Annotated in this window: 16 protein-coding genes; 2 read left to right on the forward strand and 14 right to left on the reverse strand. The window is 63.3% G+C overall.

Annotation, left to right across the window (positions count from 1 at the left end):
- The first annotated feature begins 129 nt into the window (after positions 1-129).
- The gene (locus tag NKH37_RS12000) at positions 130-576 is read left to right on the forward strand and encodes a cupin domain-containing protein (RefSeq protein WP_502895805.1); all 447 of its coding nucleotides are present in this window, start codon (positions 130-132) and stop codon (positions 574-576) included.
- A 42-nt stretch (positions 577-618) separates the two neighbouring features.
- Here the strand turns inward: NKH37_RS12000 and NKH37_RS12005 are convergent, their stop codons facing one another.
- Both NKH37_RS12005 and NKH37_RS12010 read right to left on the reverse strand, forming a co-directional pair.
- Positions 619-915 (reverse strand): AzlD family protein, encoded by a 297-nt coding sequence (locus NKH37_RS12005; RefSeq protein ID WP_023721187.1) that lies wholly within the window; start codon positions 913-915, stop codon positions 619-621.
- The gene (locus NKH37_RS12010; protein ID WP_023721188.1) at positions 912-1,640 is read right to left on the reverse strand and encodes an AzlC family ABC transporter permease; all 729 of its coding nucleotides are present in this window, start codon (positions 1,638-1,640) and stop codon (positions 912-914) included. The genes NKH37_RS12005 and NKH37_RS12010 overlap by 4 nt, the downstream gene beginning before the upstream one ends.
- Positions 1,641-1,882: 242 nt before the next feature.
- On the opposite strand from NKH37_RS12010, the gene NKH37_RS12015 reads away from it, so the two are divergent.
- On the forward strand, positions 1,883-2,680 hold the full coding sequence (locus NKH37_RS12015) for a class I SAM-dependent methyltransferase (protein WP_352481533.1): 798 nt from the start codon (positions 1,883-1,885) through the stop codon (positions 2,678-2,680).
- Between the two features lie 16 nt (positions 2,681-2,696).
- Here NKH37_RS12015 and NKH37_RS12020 read toward each other — a convergent pair whose 3' ends face one another.
- The 12 genes from NKH37_RS12020 to murG form a co-directional block, all read right to left on the reverse strand.
- Complete coding sequence (locus NKH37_RS12020; RefSeq protein WP_023721190.1) at positions 2,697-3,389, reverse strand: DUF2461 domain-containing protein; 693 nt, start codon at positions 3,387-3,389, stop codon at positions 2,697-2,699.
- Positions 3,389-5,596 (reverse strand): NAD-dependent DNA ligase LigA, encoded by a 2,208-nt coding sequence (ligA, locus tag NKH37_RS12025; protein WP_352639778.1) that lies wholly within the window; start codon positions 5,594-5,596, stop codon positions 3,389-3,391. Before ligA ends, NKH37_RS12020 begins: the two co-directional genes overlap by 1 nt.
- 229 nt (positions 5,597-5,825) lie before the next feature.
- On the reverse strand, positions 5,826-7,499 hold the full coding sequence (gene recN, locus NKH37_RS12030; RefSeq protein WP_353003429.1) for a DNA repair protein RecN: 1,674 nt from the start codon (positions 7,497-7,499) through the stop codon (positions 5,826-5,828).
- 13 nt (positions 7,500-7,512) lie between these two features.
- Positions 7,513-8,382, reverse strand: a complete 870-nt coding sequence (locus NKH37_RS12035) for an outer membrane protein assembly factor BamD (RefSeq protein ID WP_023721193.1) — start codon at positions 8,380-8,382, stop codon at positions 7,513-7,515.
- Positions 8,383-8,586: 204 nt separating this feature from the next.
- Positions 8,587-9,534 carry a UDP-3-O-acyl-N-acetylglucosamine deacetylase gene (lpxC, locus tag NKH37_RS12040; RefSeq protein ID WP_353003430.1) on the reverse strand — a complete coding sequence of 316 codons (948 nt, stop codon included), beginning with the start codon at positions 9,532-9,534 and terminating at the stop codon, positions 8,587-8,589.
- Between the two features lie 279 nt (positions 9,535-9,813).
- Positions 9,814-11,484: a cell division protein FtsZ gene (gene ftsZ, locus NKH37_RS12045; RefSeq protein WP_023721195.1), complete on the reverse strand. Its 1,671-nt coding sequence runs from the start codon at positions 11,482-11,484 to the stop codon at positions 9,814-9,816.
- 67 nt (positions 11,485-11,551) lie between these two features.
- On the reverse strand, positions 11,552-12,859 hold the full coding sequence (gene ftsA, locus NKH37_RS12050) for a cell division protein FtsA (protein WP_023721196.1): 1,308 nt from the start codon (positions 12,857-12,859) through the stop codon (positions 11,552-11,554).
- Positions 12,856-13,797, reverse strand: a complete 942-nt coding sequence (locus tag NKH37_RS12055; RefSeq protein WP_353003432.1) for a cell division protein FtsQ/DivIB — start codon at positions 13,795-13,797, stop codon at positions 12,856-12,858. Before NKH37_RS12055 ends, ftsA begins: the two co-directional genes overlap by 4 nt.
- Positions 13,785-14,711 (reverse strand): D-alanine--D-alanine ligase, encoded by a 927-nt coding sequence (locus NKH37_RS12060; RefSeq protein WP_023721198.1) that lies wholly within the window; start codon positions 14,709-14,711, stop codon positions 13,785-13,787. Before NKH37_RS12060 ends, NKH37_RS12055 begins: the two co-directional genes overlap by 13 nt.
- 314 nt (positions 14,712-15,025) lie before the next feature.
- Positions 15,026-15,991 (reverse strand): UDP-N-acetylmuramate dehydrogenase, encoded by a 966-nt coding sequence (gene murB, locus NKH37_RS12065; protein WP_031194586.1) that lies wholly within the window; start codon positions 15,989-15,991, stop codon positions 15,026-15,028.
- Positions 15,988-17,394: a UDP-N-acetylmuramate--L-alanine ligase gene (gene murC / locus NKH37_RS12070; RefSeq protein ID WP_023721200.1), complete on the reverse strand. Its 1,407-nt coding sequence runs from the start codon at positions 17,392-17,394 to the stop codon at positions 15,988-15,990. Before murC ends, murB begins: the two co-directional genes overlap by 4 nt.
- Positions 17,394-18,518 carry an undecaprenyldiphospho-muramoylpentapeptide beta-N-acetylglucosaminyltransferase gene (gene murG / locus NKH37_RS12075; RefSeq protein ID WP_353003437.1) on the reverse strand — a complete coding sequence of 375 codons (1,125 nt, stop codon included), beginning with the start codon at positions 18,516-18,518 and terminating at the stop codon, positions 17,394-17,396. Before murG ends, murC begins: the two co-directional genes overlap by 1 nt.

Below are 18,518 nucleotides of genomic sequence, written 5' to 3' on the forward strand. Positions count from 1 at the left end.
GGTGCTGAAGCATCTCGCTTTCCGGCTTCGGAAGAATTCGGAACTTTTCGCCTCCTGTTAAGGACTTCGGACGGGGGACTGATCATTCTGGCCGTCCTTCGCACAGACTAACACAAATGGAGGTTCAAGATGATGATGTTGAAACAGCCGGCCGCAATGGACAGTGCTGCGCCCAGCGAGGGAAAGGCTTTGGTTGTTAGGGGCGGCGAGGCTTATCGGGCCGAACAGGGGTCGGACTATCTGCCGGGAATAAGTGCTGAGACCGTCGGAGCGAAGGCCCTTTGGCTGGGCGTCGCCTCAATCCCGCCGGGCAAGCGGACCAAAGCCCATGTCCATGCGCGCCACGAAACAGCATTTTATATGCTGAGCGGAGACGAGTTGGAGATGTGGAGCGGGGACGAACTGCAGTTTCGCGACCTCGTGCATCCCGGCGACTATCTCTACATTCCCGCCAACGTGCTTCACGTTGCCGTGAACCGGGCAAGCACGCCGGCCACCTTTATTGGCGCCCGCAACGAACCGACCGCACAGGAGAGTGTCATTCTCTTCCCGAAGATGGACGGCAAAATACCATAGAGCGGCGATCTGGCAGGAAGACAGGCGTACTCCGTCGGTCCACTACCCGACGAGCTGCCGCGCAAGGATCAGCACGGCAGCACCCGCCAGGAACATCGCCATCAGCCCGCCGCGCAGCGAGACCAGGCCGGCAACAATCAAGGCTGCCCATTCCGCCGGTCCGGCGCTGAGCGCCGCCGGCGCCACCAGCGTGGTCAGCACCGCCGCCGGCACGGCGCTGAGCCCGGCCTCGACGCGCGGATGGATATGGTCGAAGCGTGAGATCACCAGATGACCGCCGATGCGGGTCAGATAGGTCGCGATCGAAGCGGCGACGATGATCCACAAGGTCGTGCTCATGGCCGTGTCTCCACGCCGCTGTGGCGGGGCGGCAGGATGACGGCGAGCAGCACGCCGGCCAGCGCACCTATGGAGACATGCCAGGGCGAGCCGACGGTTTTGTACGCAATGATGGAGGCGGCAGCGCTGGCGATGACCACCGGCAGCCACAGCGGCCGCTTGCGGAAGCTCATGACCAGGCCGAGAAAATAGATCGGCAGCAGGAAGTCGATGCCCAGCACATGGGTGTCGGGAATAAGCTTGCCGAACATCGCGCCGAGCGCGCTTTCGATGACCCAGAACACATAGACCGGCAGCCCAAGCCCCATATACCAGGTAAACCCGACGGTTTCGCCGGCCTCCGCCTTGCGCTCGGCCATCGCGAACTGCGGATCAGTGAGCACGAAATAGCCTATCGCCTGCTGGATCAGTGGCCAATGCGCGATGCGCCGGCCGATACCGGCCGAATAGAGCACGTGGCGAAAATTCACCGCGAAGATCGACAGCACGATCAGCCACGGCGCGACATGCTGGCCGAACAGCTCGATGCCTACCATCTGGCTGGCGCCGCCGAACACCGTTGCGCTCATCAGGAACGCTTCGAGCACGGAAAACCCGTTGTCGACTGCGAGCGCCCCGAACAGCAATGCAAACGGCGCCGATGCCACCACGACGGGCATGCTGAGCCGCACGCCGTCCCAGAAATCGCTTTTCGCACTGTTTTCGGAGATTGCTTCCGCCGACATCAATCGCCTCCTCGGGACGGTCGTATGTAGGGAGGGCCGCCCTCCTTGTCACACCAATTCGATTGAGGCAAATGATCAGCGGAAGTGATGGCTGAGGCGGGCGGCAAGGCGCTCCAGTGCCCAGTGGATAAAAATCAGACGCTTGGCACCTGGGAGGGCATATCCGTTGGCGCCCATCGGTCCTTGCCAAAAGTGGCGGCCACAGACCCAAGGCCAGAGGTGGTTCCCCAGAGGTGGTTGCAATGAGCGAATTTTTCATCGATCCAAAATTCGGCCGCCTGGCCTTCGGCGCCGATCCCGGCAGCTATCACGCGACGCGGCCTGGCTATCCTGATTGGGTATTCGAAATTCTATGTGAACGGTGCCGTCTCGCCCCTGGCACGGCGACGTTCGAGATTGGCGCAGGTACAGGAACTGCTACGCGCCGCTTACTCGAACTGGGCGCGAGCCCGATGCTCGCCATCGAGCCGGATTCTCGCCTCGCGACTTTCCTTTGCGAGACTATTCAGGACAAGGCGCTCTCGGTGAGCGTCTCTGCGTTTGAGGATGCCGTCCTTGAGAAGGCCGGTTTTGATCTCGGCGTCAGCGCCACTGCCTTTCATTGGCTGGATGAGGACACCGCGCTGGTCAAGGTCGCCGAGCTGCTTCGGCCGGGCGGCTGGTGGGCAATGGTCTGGAATGTATTCGGCGACAACAGTCGCCCCGATCCCTTTCATGATGCGACGAAGGCACTGCTTGAAGGGCCTTCGAGCCCTTCGGCGGGCTCAAATGGTATTCCGTTCGCCCTTGATGCCGAGGCCCGCGTGGCGGCGCTGGAGCGAACCGGCGCGTTCGATTCCATCGAACATCGGACAAGTGTCTGGTCGCTCGTCCTCGATCCTGACCAGACGGTGGCCCTCTATGCCACTTTTTCCAACATCAACATCCGCAGCGACCGCGAAGCAATCCTGGCGGAGCTGGGTCGCATCGTCCGCGACGAGTTCCAAGGCTCCATAACCCGCAACATGACCACCAGCCTCTACACTGCGCGGCGCATTTGACTGTCTGATTTATCCGCTAGCGCGGCGAAGCCTTGCCTTCGATCGCCCTGCCCCAGTCGAGCAGCGGTTTTGCCCGCATGACGAAGTCGACGAGTTCGTCGACCAATCCAGCTCCATAAATATCCGCCGGCTCGACTGCGTGCCGGACGGCAAAATGCCGATTGCGGATCGCGGCAGCGAGATCAGGCTCGGCGATATGCTCGAAGCCGCGCGGCGTGCGCTTCATGCAGCCGTCCGGGTCGAGCTCGAGGCCGTTCTTCTTCAGCGCCGCGACGAGGGTGCGGAATTCAGCCGGCCGCTTCGCGATCGCGTTGCGCAGCGCCAGCAATAGCTCCGGTCCGGGCTGCCACCAGGCAACGGCGGCAAAGCAGCGATCGAGCCCGATATGGACGTAAAACACGCCCTGTTCCATCTTGGTGCCGTCAGGCGAAAGGATCGCCGACAAATGCCGGTTATAAGGCCGTTTGTCCTTGGCGAAACGCACATCGCGATTAATCCGGAACAGCGACTTCTTGCGGTCGCCGCGCAGGCCGAGCCCCGCGGCCGTGAAGCGCTCGGAGAGCGTTTCGACCAGATCGCCGAAGGGGTCGCGCAGATCCCGTTCGAAAAGGTCGCGGTTTTCCAAAAACCACTCCCGGCTCTGATGAAAATCCAGCGCCTTGAGGAAGGGAATGGCCTTTTGCCCAAAACCGTTGAACGCAGCCGCCATCACGCGCCCTTGCCGATCCGCTGCAACCAGGTGTCCTCGTCGATCACCTCGATGCCGAATTTGGTCGCGTCCTTCAGCTTGGAACCGGCGCCCGGCCCCGCTACCAGGAGATCGGTCTTCGCAGAAACCGAGCCGGCGACCTTCGCGCCGAGACGTTCGGCCATCGCCTTGGCCTCGGGGCGCGTCATCTTTTCCAGCGTGCCTGTAAACACGATTGTCTTGCCGGCGACCGCACTATCGGCTGAGACGTTCACGATGTATGGCTTCGGGTGGACCTGTGTGAGCAGCGCTTCAAGCACGGCGTCGTTGCGTTCATTGCCGAAGAAATCGCGAAGCGCACCTATCACCGTATCGCCGATGCCGTTGATCGAAGGAAAAACGGTGTGTGGATCGGCTGCCGCTGCTGTCTCCTTGCCAATGCGGATCAACTCCTCGATCGTCGAGAAGGTTCGGGCAAGCACAGCGGCCGTCGTTTCGCCGATATGGCGGATGCCCAGCGCAAAGATGAAGCGATCGAGTTCCGGTTCGCGGCGAGCGTCGATGGCAGCGAAGAGCTTGTCGAGGCCGTCGTAGTTGCGTTCCTCGACACTGCGTACATTCTTGCGCGTCTTGCCCGACGCGGCCTCACGCTGCCTGGCCTGCTCTTCCCGCCGCTCGGCCAGCGCCTTGGTAACGGCGGGACGACGATCCCTGAGCGTAAAGATATCGGCGGCTGTCTTGATCAACCCGGCGTTGAAGAACAGATCTATGTTTTCAGCGCCCAGGCCTTCGATATCCATGGCGCCGCGTGACACGAAATGGCGCAATCCTTCCACGGCCTGCGCAGGGCAGATCAGTTCGCCGGTGCAGCGGCGGCGGGAATCCTCCTTGCCGGTCTTCTCGTTGATCTCGCGCGTTGCGGGTGAGCCGCAGATCGGACATTTGTGCGGGAATTCGTAGGGCACGGCATCTGGCGGACGCTTATCGGCTACGACGCTGACGATCTGCGGAATGACGTCCCCTGCCCGCTGGATGACCACTGTGTCGCCGATACGCACGTCATAGCCGTCGCGGATCGGCTGGCCGTTGCTGTCCAGACCCTTGATGTAATCTTCGTTGTGAAGCGTGACGTTTTCGACCACTACGCCGCCGACCGTGACGGGTGCAAGCCGGGCAACGGGCGCCAGCGTACCGGTACGGCCCACCTGAATGTCGATCCTGAGCACGGTTGTCATCGCCTGTTCGGCCGGAAATTTGTGGGCGATGGCCCAGCGCGGTTCGCCAGTGACGAAACCCCATCTGCGCTGCAATTCCAGCTGATCGACCTTGTAGACGACGCCGTCGATGTCGTAGCCCAGTGATGAGCGCTGGGTCTCGATCAGGTGATAATGCGCGACCAGTTCCTCGACCGATCTTGCCCGGACCATCAGCGGGCTGACCTTGAATCCCCACTCCGCGAATTTTTGCACGGAATCGTATTGGGTCGGAGCCGGATCCTTTGTGGTAAAGCCCCAGGCGTAGGCAAAGAACTTGAGGTTGCGGCTGGCGGTAACGGACGGGTCTTTCTGACGGAGCGACCCGGCCGCGGTATTGCGCGGATTGACGTAGTCCTGGCCGCCGAGCGCCGCCGACCGCTGCTTCAACGCCTCGAATTCCGCGTAGGTCATATAGACCTCACCGCGTATTTCGATGACCTCGGGCCAGCCCGATCCATTCAAGGTCTTGGGAATGTCGGCGATGGTCCTCAGATTGGCGGTGATGTCCTCGCCAACGGCGCCGTCGCCGCGCGTTGCTCCCTGCACGAACACACCACCTTCATAACGCAGCGAAGCCGACAGCCCGTCGATCTTCGGCTCAGCTGTGAAGGCGATGTCCAGATCCTTGTCGCGATCAAAGAACCGCCGGCCACGTACAATGAAATCGGTGACGTCCTGGTCGGTATAGGCCTTGGCGAGGCTGAGCATCGGCACCGCATGACGCACCTTGGCAAAGCCTTCCGCCGGCGGTGCGCCGACCCTGCGTGAGGGCGAATCCTCGCGCACCAAAGCGGGGAAGCGCTGTTCGATGGCGAGGTTGCGCCGCGTCAGCGCGTCATATTCCGCGTCCGTGATTATCGGCGCGTCCTCGCCGTGGTAGCGCCGGTCGTGCTCGGCGATCTCCTGCGCCAACCGCTTCAACTCGCTTGCCGCCTCGCTTTCGCTGAGCGAATCCACTGGTTTTTCGTCCATACACTGCTCCCTCCACGGTGGCGCGACACAATAGAACAGGATTCTCTCATGAGGGAGAGATCAGACACGGAAATCATTCCTGAACAGCAGGATGGAGCCAGACCCTGACTCAGGTCACGAGCGCCGGAAACGAACTCGTCTAGAGCAATTCCAGGAAAAGTGTGAAACGGTTTTCCGTCCGGAATTGCGCAAAACAAAGAGGTAGAGCGGTTCGGCGTGATGAACCGCTCTACGCTGCCGCGATGTTCTCCCGCAGCAAGCGCTCGGCCGCCGCGCGCGCCTCGTCGGTGATGGTGGCGCCGGCGAGCATGCGCGCGATCTCCTCCTGCCGCGCCGCCCGGTCCATCTCGGCGATGCCGGTCGACACCCGGTCGGCCCCGCCTGACTTGGAGATCAGGAAATGCGTCGCGGCGCGCGCCGCCACTTGCGGCGCGTGCGTGACCGAAAGCACCTGCACGCGCTTTGCCAGCCGCGCCAGCCGCTGGCCGATGGCGTCGGCAACCGCGCCGCCTACCCCGGTGTCGATTTCGTCGAAGACCAGGGTCGGCGCCGAGCCGCGATCGGCCAGCGCCACCTTGAGTGCCAGCAGAAAGCGCGAAAGCTCGCCGCCGGAAGCGACCTTCATCATTGGGCCGGGCCGGGTGCCGGGGTTGGTGCGCACCCAGAACTCGACCTGGTCGATGCCTTCTTCCATGCGGCTCCCGGCATCGCTTGCGATCTCGACGATGAACTCAGCCCGTTCGAGCTTCAGCGCCGGCAGTTCGGCCATTACCGCCTTGGTCAGCCCTGCGGCCGCCGCATGGCGAAGCGACGACAGCTGGGCCGCCGTAATGTCATAGGCCTGACGCGCAGCTGCAGCCTGTCTCTCCAGCGCATGCAGGCGCTCTTCGCCAGCGTCGAGATCGGTAAGGTCGGCCGCCATGGTGTCGCGCAGTTGCGCCAGATCGTCGACAGCGACGCTGTGCTTGCGCGAGGCGGCACGCAGCGCAAACAGCCGCTCCTCGGCCTTCTCCAGCCGCTGCGGATCATATTCAGTGGCGCGAAGTGCTGCTTCCACGCCCGACTGCGCCGCGTCGAGCGACAGCATCGCCTCGTCGAGCGATTTGACGACCTCTTCAAGCAAGCCGGGCGCTTCCGTCACCTTGCGCTGCAGCCGCCTGAGCAGGCTGGCCAACTGCGGCAAGGGTGAGGACGGGCCCGAGAGCACATCCTGCGCATCGTGGATTTCCGAGGCGATCTTTTCGGCACGCATCATCGAGGCGCGCAGTTCGGCGAGCTCGGTCTCTTCACCCGGTTGCGGATCGAGCCTGGTCAATTCGGCGACCGCCGCACGCAGATAATCGGCCTCGCGGGAAGCCGCCTCGACTTTGGCCCGGTGCCGTGAAAATTCCTGCTCGCAGGCGCGCCAGTGCCGCCACGCCTCGCCTGTTGCACGCGCGGCGCCCAGATGACCGCCGAAGCTGTCCAGCAATTCCCGATGCGCACCGGGATCGACCAAAGCGCGCTCGTCGTGCTGGCCGTGGATCTCGACCAGCGCATGGCCGACGTCGCGCATCAGCGTCACGCTGGACGGCTGGTCGTTGACGAAAACGCGCGTGCGGCCGTCCGCCGTCTGGACGCGGCGCAGGATGATGTCGCCGTCGTCCTCGATGGCGTTCTCGGCGAGCAGCATACGGGCCGGGTGGTTGCGCGGCACGTCGAACACAGCGATGACCTGGCCTTGTGCCGCGCCATGCCGCACCAGCGAGGCGTCGCCGCGGGCGCCAAGCGCCAGCGACAAGGCGTCGAGCAGGATGGACTTTCCGGCGCCGGTTTCGCCGGTCAGCACCGAAAGGCCGGACGAGAAGTCGATGTCCAGCTTCTCGATCAGAACGATATCGCGGATCGACAGCCTGCAGAGCATGGTGACGCGCCGCTCAGGCGCCGGTGATCAGCTTCCCGGCCTTGGAGATCCACGATCCGGCATTCTCGCGCGGCTCGAGCCCACCACTCTGCAGGAGCTTATAGGAGTCCTTGTACCACTGGCTGTCGGGATAGTTGGTGCCGAGCACGGCCGCGGCGGTCTGCGCTTCCGACGTCAGTCCCATCGCGTAGTAGCTCTCGGTCAGACGCGCCAGCGCCTCCTCGACATGGCGTGTGTTGGAATAGTTCTCCACCACGTTGCGGAATCGTTTGACGGCTGCGATGTACTCGCGGCGCTCGAGATAATAGCGGCCGATCTGCATCTCTTTGCCGGCGAGCTGATCGTTGGCGAAGCGGATCTTCTCCTTGGCGTCGTCGGCATATTCGGACGTGGGCCAGCGCGTCACCAGGTCCTGCATCGTCTGCACGGTAAGACGCGCTTCCTTCTGGTCCTGGGTGACGTCCTTGATCTGGCGGTAGTAGCTCAGCCCGATAATATATTGGGCATAGGCTGCATCGTCGGTCGACGGGTAAAGGGTCAGGTAGCGCTTGGCCGAACCAATCGCCTCGTCGTAATTGCCCTGACGGTAGTCGGCAAAGGCGCCCATCACCATCGATTTGCGGGCGAATTCCGAATACGGATGCTGGCGGTCGACGGCATCGAATTTGCGGCTTGCCTCCTGCAGGCGCCCGGCATTCAGATTGGCGAGACCCTGATTATAGAGCACGTCGGCCGGCTCGGTCTGATCGACATAGGTCGATAGATCGACGTCCTTCTCGGACGACATGCAGGCCGACAGAAACAGCGATGGAACGACGACCGAAAGCGCCAGGAAAACAGCCCGCCGCGGCACCTTCGATTGACCAACTCGCTTGAAAAACATGATTGGATTCCGCCCTTTCGGCGTCATTTCAGTCGACGGCAGCAGCCATAAACCATAACCGCCTTGCCCGGCAACGCTATCCCCGGCCAATCGCACATTTTTGTGGCGGTTTGGCGCCACCTGGAAAGCTGTGCGATTTGGCCGGCCAGTGATGCATCCTTGCAACACAGCTGATCGCAATAAGAGCCGCAAAAACGTTAAGAATCAGATCATCCAGGGCGCAAAGAGGGGGGCATTGACGGCGCTCATCTCGGCGGCACGGCCGCGCTCGCGGCGCGTCGTCTCGACGATCTCGAAAGCCGAACGGTCGGACAAGAGACGGCGCAGCGCCGCGGCGTTCAGCCTGTGGCCACCACGATAGGAGCGGAAGCAGCCGATAAACCGGGCACCGGCGAGCGCCAGGTCGCCCATTGCATCCATCGTCTTGTGCCGCGCGAACTCGTTGGGATAGCGCAGGCCTCCCATGTTGATCACGCGGTTGTCATCGCCGATCACCAGCGAGTTCTCCAGCGAGGAGCCGAGCGCGTAGCCAGCTGCCCATAGCCGCGCGACGTCCTTCATGAACCCGAAAGTGCGGGCCCGCGCGACGTCGCGGCGGAAAATGTCGGCATTCATATCGGATGCGAAAAGCTGGCGGCCGATCGCCGGGCTTTCGAAATCGATCTCGATCTCGAAGCGCGTGCCATCATAGGGCCTGAACTCCGCCCAGCAGGCGCCGTTCTCGATGCGAACCGGCTTGACCACCCTGATGTAGCGACGCTTGACCGGCAGCGTTTCGATGCCTGCCTGGTCCATGGCCTCGATGAACATGACCGCGCTGCCGTCGAGGATAGGCACCTCACGGCCGTCGATTTCAATGACGAGATTGTCGATCCCAAGCCCAAAGAGCGTCGCCATCAGATGCTCGACCGTGGCAATGTGCTCGCCTTGCGGATCGCCAAGCATGGTGCAGAGGTCGGTGGCACCGACCTCGGAAACGAGCGCGCGAAATTCGTGGCTTCCGCTTGCATTCGAAAGCTGGAAGACGATACCCGTATCGGCATCTGCCGGCAGGAAATGGACGGTGACCGGATTGCCGCTATGGACGCCGATACCAGTCAGCGTCGCACGCGATTTAAGTGTCGTCTGATAGTCGTGCAAAACAATCCCCATAGCCCGTACTGCCTAGGTCCGCTTCATCTGCCCTGAGGGCGCGGCTCTTGATTGATCGGCAGGCAGGGCCACTTCCCCGAGACTCCCAGCAAACCGACTTTGGTCGGTGGCGAAGATAATGGTCCCACAGGGAGACTCCAAATCACGGTTTCTTACTCTTTGTAACTGCGGTCCAGCGCGGGATTGCCCCATAAGTCCGTGTTTTAAAATCGCTTTTAATATTAACAGGCGAACAGTTTCCTGCTCGCCTGTTAACAACTGTTACGAACCGTCAACAGATCAATTGGCCTGCCGGCGCAGGAAGGCGGGAATCTCCAGCTGATCGTCTTCCTGGACAGCCCGGCTCTGCGGCGTCAGTCGGCCCTGCTCGTCCAGCTGGCCGCGGCGCGGCGCGTAAAGCTGCGGATCCTGGCTGGCTAGGCGGCGCACTTCCGCCGGCGCCTGGCGCAGTTTCGGTTCGCGCGGCTGCGCCGGCTGCAGCCGTGCAGGTTCCTCTTCGCGGCGGGTTAGGCCGTTGGTCAGGCGCTTGAGCAAGCCCATCGGGCCGCTGTTCTCGTGGTCGGCCGGGCGGGCCTTGGCTTCCACTTCAGCCTTCACCTGCGGCGGGAAATCCTCTACCCGCGGCATGCGCTGGGGTGCCGCGGCAATCGGCTGCGGCATTTCACGATGCGGAGCCGGCTGCATCGCTTGCTGAACCACTGGCTGCATCATCGGCTGCGGCTGAGCGGGAGGCGCCTGGAAGATCTTGCTCTGCGGACGGAAGTCTTCCGAATGCGCGACCGGTGCCGGGCGGGCCTGCGCCATCGCTGCCGCATTCGCCTCGGCGAGCTGAATGGCCTCGGCGACCGGATCGGCAGCACGTGGTTCATAGATCGGCTGCTGGACAGGCGCCGGGCGCATTTCCGTGACCTGAGCCGCCGGGCGGCTGACCGGCTTCGGCGGAGCCGTGCGGATGGCGATCGGCGCTGCAGCGATTTCGGCCGCCGATTTGTCGATGCCGGTGGCGACCACCGACACGCGGATAACGCCTTCGAGTTCCTCATCGAAGGTGGCGCCCAGAATGATGTTGGCGTCCTGGTCGACCTCTTCGCGAATGCGGGTTGCGGCCTCGTCGACTTCGAACAGTGTCAGGTCGCGGCCGCCGGTGATCGAGATCAGCAGGCCCTTGGCGCCCTTCATCGAGGTCTCGTCGAGCAGCGGGTTGGCGATGGCGGCTTCCGCGGCGGCCATTGCGCGGCCCTCGCCCGAAGCCTCGCCGGTTCCCATCATCGCCTTGCCCATTTCGCGCATGACCGAGCGGACGTCGGCGAAGTCGAGATTGATCAGGCCTTCCTTGACCATCAGGTCGGTGATGCAGGCGACACCCGAATAGAGCACCTGGTCGGCCATGGCGAAGGCGTCGGCGAAGGTCGTCTTGTCATTGGCCAGCCGGAACAGGTTCTGGTTGGGAATGACGATCAGCGTATCGACACATTTCTGCAGTTCCTCGATACCCATGTCGGCCGTCTTCATGCGGCGCTGGCCTTCGAAGTGGAACGGCTTGGTGACGACGCCGACGGTAAGGATGCCCTTTTCGCGGGCAGCGCGCGCGACCACGGGCGCCGCCCCGGTGCCGGTGCCGCCGCCCATGCCGGCGGTGACGAAGCACATATGCGTGTTCGAGAGATGATCGATGATCTCGTCGATGCACTCTTCCGCCGCCGCGCGCCCGACTTCAGGCTGCGATCCGGCGCCGAGACCCTCGGTGACATGCGCACCGAGCTGGATCAGCCGCTCGGCCTTCGACATCGTCAGTGCCTGCGCGTCGGTGTTGGCCACCACGAACTCGACGCCGCGCAAGCCGGCGGTGATCATGTTGTTGACGGCATTGCCGCCGCCGCCGCCGACACCAAACACGGTGATGCGCGGCTTGAGCTCGGTGATGTCCGGCTTCTGCAGATTGATGGTCATTGTCTTCGTCCTTTGCCTTTCCCGCCGCTTCGCCGCCGCGGCCGCCTATGGGGCTGTCCCCGTCAAATTAAAAACTGTCTCTCAACCACTGACTCATTCGATGCAGTTTTCCGCCTGTTCCGGTCATCCGAAGACCGGAAATTCCCTTCGCCGGGCGGCTCTCGAAGCTCGCCATCTGCGGGTAGATCAGAAGTCCGACCGGGGTCGAGAAAGCCGGCCCCTTGGCCGCCTCGGGCAGGCCTGCCACGCCGAGCGGGCGGCCAATGCGCACATTGCGGCCGAGAATGCGGCGTGCGGCTTCGGGCAGGCCGGCAAGCTGGCTGGCGCCGCCGGTCAGCACCACCCGCTTGCCGACGGCATTGCCGTAGCCGGACTTGTTCAGCCGGTCGCGCAGCAGTTCCAGCGTCTCGTCGATGCGGGCGCGGATGATGCGCGTCATCACCGAGCGCGGGATCTGCAACGGCACCTCGCCGTCTTCGCCGATCGGATGGATCGAGACCAGGTCGCGGTCGTCGGCGCTTCCTGGCAGCGCCGAGCCATGCATCACTTTCAGCCTTTCAGCGGCATCGAGCGAGGTCGACAGGCCCTTGGCCATATCCAGCGTGACGTGGTTGCCGCCAATCGCGATGGCGTCGCCGTGGACGAACTTGCCTTCCGAAAATACCGAGATCGTCGTCGTGCCGCCGCCCATGTCGATGCAGGCCGCGCCCATTTCGAGCTCGTCGTCGACCAGGGCGGCTAGCCCGCTGGCATAGGGTGTCGCCACCATGCGCTCGACCGAGAGATGCGAGCGGTTGATGCAGAGCTCCAGATTGCGCAGAGGCGCCGCGTCGCCTGTCAGCACGTGCATGTCGACGCCAAGCTGGTCGCCAACCATGCCGCGCGGATCGCGCACACCGCGCTCGGCATCCAGCGAAAAGGCCACGGGAAGCGAATGGATCACCTCGCGCTCAGCCCGCAGCGCCTGCTTGGCGCCGGCGGCAAGCACGCGTTTGATGTCGGCCTCGTCTGCTTCATGACCGCCGAGATTGATGGTGGCCGAAAAAGCCTCGCTCTTCAGCCGGCCGGCGGTCATGTTGACGATCAGCGAATCGACCGTCAGTCCCGCCATGCGTTCGGCGGCGTCGACGGCAAGACGGATGGCGTGCTCGGCACGGTCGAGATCGATGACGACGCCCGATTTCACGCCTTGCGATTTCTGGTGGCCGATGCCGATCACCTGGATGCGATGCGAGCGTCCGCGCAGCAGCTTGCCATCGTCGCGCGGCTTGAGCTTGGCCACCACGCAGCAGACCTTGCTGGAACCGACATCCAGCACCGTCAGGATGCCGGACCGGCGCGACGAGGCATCGCTGTTGCCGCCAAGCCAGCTCATATCTTCGTCTCCGGCTTGCGCTTCAGCATCTTGGGCTTTTCGTTAAGCGCAGCCTCGCGCTGCGTCGCCGCTTCCGGCGTCAACTGGACGACCAGACGGTCGGAAAGGCGCATGTCGACGGCTGCGATGTCGCGCGTCAAAAGGCCGTTCTCGTGGTCCATCCTGACCAGGTCGGCAATCGCCTGGTCCTCACCGTCTTCGGGAAGCTTGACGGTGATGCCATTCTCAAGCTTGAGATCCCAGCGCCGTTCGCCGATGCGGATATAGCCTTTGATCCGCGCGGCAAGCTCCGGATAATTCTTGATCCTGGCCAGGAAATCCGGCGCCTTGGCCGGTGCGCCGGTGCCGATGATCAGCGGCAGCAATATCTGCTTGCCGCCGGAGAACGGCGCGATCACGGTGCCGGATTTCTCGATGACCGAAAGCGCGCTGCCTTGCTGCCACAGCGCGAACGGCTCGCGCTCCTCGACGCGCACTTCCAGCGTATGCGGGTAGACTTTGCGCACTGCCGCGGCTTCGATCCAGGGCAGCGTGGTGATGCGTTCGCGCGCAGCTTCGGCATCGAAGCCGATCAGCGAGGTCCAGCCGTCGAGTTCCAGCCTGTCGAGAATATCGATCTCGGAGGTTTCGCGGTTGCCGACGACCTTGACCTGGTCGACGGCAAAACCGGTGCGGGCGGTGACACTCTGGACGATGGCGTCGGCATGCCCGCCGAGATAGGCGCCATAGGCGCTGCTCGAAATAAGCAGTGCCGCCGACAGGATGGCAGCGCAATAGGGCGGCGCTTCGAAATCGCCCTCGCCGAGGCGCGCCAGCACACGCACCGGCCGGCGGAGCAGGCGTGGCAGCACGAAATGGTCGAACGACAACGGCATGCCGAACAGCACCGGCCCGGCCGCGCCCTTCCCCTTGCCCTGTCCCCACTTCAACGCAGACACGAAGCGTCCTCCACCATCCAACTCAACAAATCGCCGAACGAGTGTCCCGCTTGCGCGGCGATTTCCGGCACCAAAGACGTCGGCGTCATACCCGGCTGGGTGTTGACCTCGAGCCAGACAATTTCACCGTTTTCGGAGTGACGATCGTCATAACGGAAGTCCGACCGGGAAACGCCCCGACAGCCGATAGCTTGGTGAGCCTTGAGCGTCAGTGTCTGTATTTTTTGGTAAATATTCGGTGAAAGTTTTGCCGGGCATTCGTGTTTTGATCCGCCCGCGACGTATTTTGAATCATAGTCGTAGAAGGAATGGCCGGTCGGGATGATCTCGCAGACACCGAGCGCCACATCGCCCATCACCGCGCACGTCAATTCTCGCCCGTGCACATAACGCTCGACCATCACCGTATCGCCATATCTCCACTCGGACGAGCCGATGATCTGCGGTGGATGCGACTGGCCTTCATGCACGATGACGACGCCGAAGCTCGATCCTTCGTTGACCGGCTTGACCACATAGGGCGGCTTCATCGGGTGCTTGTTCTGGATGGCGAAGCGATTGGCCACCTTCGATTCCGCTACCGGAATGCCGGCCGCCTTGGCGACCTTCTTGGCCTGTTCCTTGTTCATCGCGAGCGCCGAGGCAAGCACGCCGGAATGGGTGTACGGAATGGCCAGATACTCGAGGATGCCCTGGATGGTGCCGTCCTCGCCGAAGGGGCCGTGCAGCGCGTTGAAGACGACGTCGGGCTTGAGCTCGACGAGCACCGAGCTGATGTCGCGCGAGACGTCGACCCGGGTGACCTGGTAGCCCTCCCCCTCGAGTGTATCGGCGCAGGCTTTGCCCGACGACAGGGACACGGGCCGCTCGGACGAGAATCCCCCCAGAAGGACGGCCACGTGCTTGCTTGTCATTCCCCGTCATTTCCTCTCACAGCAGGCCTGCACCATCGTGCATGGCCCGAAAAGCATCGCGCGCACTCAAATACGCCGAGCAGCTTTGCTCCCGTGTTTCCGCAACATTGAGTCCGAGTCTCCCGGCAGGTTGCCCCCCAGACGGAAACGCGAGTAACGCGTCGAAACGACTCAAATCAGGAAACGCTTCAGGGCAGAGAATCAGAGAGTTGATTCGCTGGCAAGTGCTTACGATTCCGATGGATTCACTTTCCGCAAAAACGGCAGCAAAATGTGAATTCATAAGGTCCGGAGGCAACGGTCTTCGGCTTGCGCTAAAGCAGCTGCCCGAGAAATTCCTGGACGGCATGGCCCGGCCGAAAATTGCCGATGCGCTTGATCTCCCACTGCAGCCGGATGCCCGATCTTTCGAGCACGCGCGCACGCACCGTCTCACCGAGATATTCAAGCTCGTAGCCTGTGGCGGTCCCGGTGTTGATCATGAAGTTGCAATGCATCGGCGACATCTGTGCCCCGCCGACCATCAGGCCGCGGCAGCCGGCCTTGTCGATTTCCTTCCAGGCCGAGGTGCCCTCGGGATTCTTGAAGGTCGAGCCACCGGTCTTTTCGCGGATCGGCTGCACGGTCTCGCGATGGTTCTGGACAGCATCCATCGCGGCCTTGATCGCCGCCTTGTCCTCCGGAACGCCTTCGAACAGCGCCGACGTGAAGATCAGCCCGGACGGCGCAGCTGAATGTCGATAGGCATAGCCCATGTCGGCGTTGCTCAGCACATGCACATTGCCCTTGCGGTCGAGCGCCCGCACCTCGACCACGCGCTCGCGCGTCTCGACACCGTTGGCGCCGGCGTTCATCCTCAGCGCTCCGCCGATGGCGCCGGGAATGCCGTGGTAGAAATGAAAGCCGCCGATGCCGGCCTCGTAGGCAACGGCCGCAACGCGCTTGTCGGGTGTCGCGGCCCCCGCCTTGATCGTGGTCGGCGCTATCACTTCGGTCTCGCCAAAGCCTTTGGCCGAAAGCCGGATGACGAAGCCCGCAATGCCGCCGTCACGGACAAGCAGGTTTGAGCCGACGCCGACGATGGTCAGCGGTATTTCCTCGGGCACCGCCTTCAGGAACGCGGCAAGATCGTCCTCGTCGGCCGGCTGGAACAATGCCTCCGCGAGCCCGCCGGCTCGAAACCAGGTGATCTTGTCCATCTCGGCATTGGGCGTGATGCGGCCGCGCAATCCGGCAAGCCGGTCGCCAAGCTTGTCGATCAACGCCTGGCCGCGCATCATGAGATAGTCCCGCCGAGTTCTTTGGGCAGCGCATAGGCCCATTGGGTGATGTTGCCAGCGCCGAGGAAGACGACGAAATCGCCCGGCTTCGCCACCTCGCGCACGATCGGCGCAATCGCCGCCGGACCTTCGATGTAGCGTGCGTCGCGATGGCCGCCGGAGCGGATGCGCGACACCAGTGCGTCGGACGTAACGCCGTCGATCGGTTCCTCGCCGGCCGCATAGACGGGCGCCACCATTACCGTATCGGCGTCGTTGAAGCAGACGGAAAACTCGTCGAACAGATCGCGCAGCCGAGTGAAGCGATGCGGTTGGGTAACGGCGATGATGCGGCCCTTGGTGGCGCTGCGCGCCGCCTTCAGTACCGCCGTGATCTCGACCGGATGATGACCGTAATCGTCGAACACATCGACACCGTTCCACGAACCGGTATGGGTGAAACGCCGCTTGACGCCGGCGAAGGACGACAGGCCCTTCTTGATCGCCTCGGCCGAAAGGCCGAGCTCATGCGCGACGGCAATCGCCGCCGTCGCATTGGAAACGTTGTGGCGTCCGGGCATCGGCAGCCGCAGACCGGCAATCGTTATCTGGCCGTGCGTCTTGCGGTCGCGGATCACCACGTCGAATTCCGAGGTTGGGCCGTCCATGCGGTGATTGGTGAAGCGCACGTCGGCCTGCGCATTTTCGCCATAGGTGATGACGCGCCGGTCCTCGATGCGGCCGACCAGCGCCTGCACCTCGGGATGGTCGGTGCACATCACGCCAAAGCCGTAGAACGGCACGTTCTCGACGAACTGGCGAAACGCCTCGCGCACTTTGTCGAAGGAGCCGTAATGGTCGAGATGTTCGGGGTCGATATTGGTGACGACGGCAATCTCGGCCGGCAGCTTGAGGAAGGTGCCGTCGCTCTCGTCGGCCTCGACCACCATCCATTCGCCGTCGCCCATGCGGGCGTTGGTGCCATAGGCATTGATGATGCCGCCATTGATCACCGTCGGGTCGAGCCCGCCGGCATCGAGTAGCGTCGCCACCATCGAAGTCGTCGTTGTCTTGCCGTGCGTGCCGCCGATCGCGACCGCCTGCCGGAAGCGCATCAGTTCGGCTAGCATTTCGGCGCGCCGCACGATCGGCAGCAACTTCTCTCTCGCCGCCTTCAGCTCCGGGTTGGATTTCTTGATTGCGGTGGAGACGACGACCACTTCGGCCTCGCCGAGGTTCTCGGCCTGGTGGCCGACGAAGCATTCGATGCCCTTGTCGCGCAGCCGCTGCACATTGGCGCTGTCGGCCTGATCGGATCCCTGCACCTTGTAGCCGAGATTGTGCAGCACCTCGGCGATGCCGCTCATGCCGATGCCGCCAATGCCGATGAAATGCACGAGGCCGATCGTCTGTGGCATCTTCATCAATGCGTCTCCTTCCTGAATTCCGAAACGGATTTCCTGGACGCAATAGCCTCTGTCAGATCGGCGAGCAACCGCGCGGCATCCGGTTTACCGGACGATTTCGCCGCCGCAGCCATTGTCGCCGCCCTGCCTGGATCATCCATTAGCCCGCCGACAAGCGCAGCGATCCGCTCCGCCGAAAGCGTGGACTGCGGATGCACCTCGGCGCCACCCGCTGCGGCAAGGGCGGCCGCATTCGCCGCCTGGTCGTGGTCGAGCGCGTGCGGATAAGGGACCAGCAGCGCCGGCCTGCCGATCACCGCGATTTCCGATACGGTCGACGCGCCGGAGCGCGACATCACCAGATGCGCCGCCGCGAGCCGCGCCGCCATGTCGGTGAAGAAGGGCGACACCTCGGCCTCGATGCCAAGCGCGGCATAGGCGGCTTCCACCCGCGCCACATCGTCGGCGCGGGCCTGCTGCGTGATCGCCAGTCGCCTACGCTGTGCATCGGAAAACCGGGCGATCGCCGCCGGCACCGCATCGGAAAAGAACTGCGCGCCCTGGCTGCCGCCAAACACCAGAAACCGGAACGGCTCTTCGCCGGCCGATGCAGCATAGGGTGTATTCGCTGCTTCCAACACTTGCGGCCTGACCGGATTGCCGGTGGTCACCGTCTTGGCGCCAGTGGCACTGATGTCTTCCGGCAGGAACCCGCCGGCAACGGCGTCGACGCGGCCGGCGAGCGCCCGATTGGCGCGGCCCATCACCGCATTCTGCTCGTGGATCAGCGTCGGCACCTTGCGCCGGGTCGCCGCGTAAAGCGGCGGCAGTGTCGGATAGCCGCCGAAGCCGACCACTATGGCGGGCTTGATGCTGGCGATGACGGCCGACGCCTGCCGCACCCCGCGCCAGATTTTCCAAAACGCGGCGAGCATGGCAAAAGGATTCTTCGAGCCCATCGTCGCCGACTGGATCGGATGGATGGCGGTCGCCGGGAACTGCCCGGCAAAGCGCTCGGCGCGGTCGTCGGTGGCCAGATGTACCGCCCAGCCGCGCGTCTTGAGCTCATGTGCCAGCGCCTCGGCCGGGAACAGATGTCCGCCGGTTCCGCCTGCCGCCAGAAGGATGACCCCCTTCGCCAT

Origin of the sequence: Mesorhizobium sp. M1217 (assembly GCF_040318275.1) — a bacterium.
Classification (GTDB): Bacteria; Pseudomonadota; Alphaproteobacteria; order Rhizobiales; family Rhizobiaceae; genus Mesorhizobium.